The 1,795-nt window shown below is 63.8% G+C and carries 2 protein-coding genes; both read right to left on the reverse strand.

Annotated elements, in window-relative coordinates; translation table 11 throughout:
• The coding region (locus ENZ74_RS30950) for a HAMP domain-containing protein (protein ID WP_127313264.1) at window positions 1-850 on the reverse strand (850 nt) is incomplete at its 3' end.
• Entirely contained in the window at window positions 847-1,563 is a 717-nt protein-coding gene (locus ENZ74_RS30955) for a response regulator transcription factor (RefSeq protein ID WP_013529960.1), read from the reverse strand. The genes ENZ74_RS30955 and ENZ74_RS30950, both read right to left, overlap by 4 nt.
• Window positions 1,564-1,795 lie beyond the last annotated feature (232 nt).

Here is a 1,795-nt window from a genome sequence, read left to right on the forward strand (position 1 = left end):
GGCGCATTCTGGTCATCGGCGTGCGCAGATCATGCGCCAGTGCCGCCGCCAGATGTTCGCGGTCCTCGACATATTCGCGCAACCTCGCCTGCATGGCGTTGATCGCCTTGGCGGCGGCACGCACCTCGCGGCTGCCGCCCTCGGCGATCGGCGGGCTCTTCAGATCCTTGCCGATCCGGTTCACGGCGGTTTCCATCATCCGGTAGGGCGCCGTCAGCCGGCGCAGCGACCAGATCGACATGATCACCACCAGCCCTGCGATCAGCGAATAGAGCGGCAGGCTGTCGAAGCTCAGGATCGGGCCGACGGGCGTGATCGGTTCGGTGAAATTCAGCCATTGGCCGTCGGCGAAGCGCAGCGATGCCGTCAGCTTGTCGCTCTGGGCGAAGTCGGCGGCCAGCACCAGAAGGTCGCGCTCGACCTGGCCGATGTCGGGTCCTGGCGTCGTGCCGTCCGCGTCGTCGGCCTCGCGCGTCGCCGGATCGCGGCGCACGCGTGCATCGGTGATGCCGAATTTGGACAGCCGGCCGACGAGGATGTCTTCGAGTTCGGCCAGTTCGTCATCGCCGGCGATCGACGAAGTGACCGCCGGCGTGTCCGAAACGGTGAGCGCGTAGGTGGAGTTGAACAGGCCGGTCGCCGTCGCCTTGCGCTCGTCCGGACTGGCGTCATGCATGAGCTGCACCAGCGAGAAGGCACGGTCGTTGAGCCGGTAGAGGTCGACGACGTCGTTGGCGGCAGCGCGGTCGCGCGAGACGATGTAGAGGGTCGCGACCTGGCTGATCAGCAGGCCGGCAATGACGATCAGCAGCACCCAGACAGGCAAGGTCTGCGGCAGGAAACGTCTCATTCGGAGGTCGTCTCGGGCAGGAACTGGTAGCCGCCGCTGCGTACGGTCAGGATCAGCTTGGGCGTCTTCGGGTCGTCCTCCATCTTGCGCCGCAACCGGCTGACCAGGATGTCGATGCTGCGGTCGAAGGAATAGTCGCTGTCGCCGCCGGACAGTTCGATGAGCTGGTCGCGGGTCAGCACACGCTGCGCACTCTTGACGAAGGTCTGCAGCAGGTTGAATTCGGCCATGGTCAGCTCGACCCTGACATCGTCGGGTGCGATCAGCCGGCGCCGGGCACAGTCCATCGTCCAGCCGGCGAAGCGGTAGATCTGCTTGGTGGTGGCGCGCTTCGGCTCGGCGGCGCCATTGCGCCTGAGCACGGCCCGGATGCGCGCCAAAAGCTCGCGCGGGTCGAAGGGCTTGGGCACATAGTCGTCGGCGCCCATTTCCAGGCCGACGACGCGGTCGGTCGTCTCGGTGACGGCGGTCAGCATGATGATCGGCGTCGAATACTGGGCGCGCAGGTCGCGGCACAGCTCCAGCCCGCTTTTGCCGGGCAGCATCACGTCGAGGACGATGAGGTCCACCTGGACGCGCCGCAGGATGGTCTCCATCTCGATGCCGTCGGCGGCAACCGAGGTGTGCAGGCCCCGCTTCTGGAAGAATTCCTGCAGCAGGTCGCGGATGCCCTTGTCGTCGTCGACGATCAGTATGTGTGCATCGGATTTCACAGCAGCCCTGTCATTGTTGCCAAGCCCTTCTGTCTTTGATTGCCAAGCCCTTCGGTCGCAACCCACACGATAGAATTCAGGCCATATGTTGGCCAGTGGCTATGATGGGGTTCACACCGGCTTTCTCAGACACACTCCAGAAACAAAATTCTACAGTTCAGAAAAACTCCTGAAAAATTTCAAAGGCATAACTGATCTCGTGGCGGTCAGGTCATCGGCTGCGACGCTAGTC

This window comes from Mesorhizobium sp. M7A.F.Ca.CA.002.15.2.1 (assembly GCF_003998715.1).
Classification (GTDB): domain Bacteria; phylum Pseudomonadota; class Alphaproteobacteria; order Rhizobiales; family Rhizobiaceae; genus Mesorhizobium; species Mesorhizobium ciceri.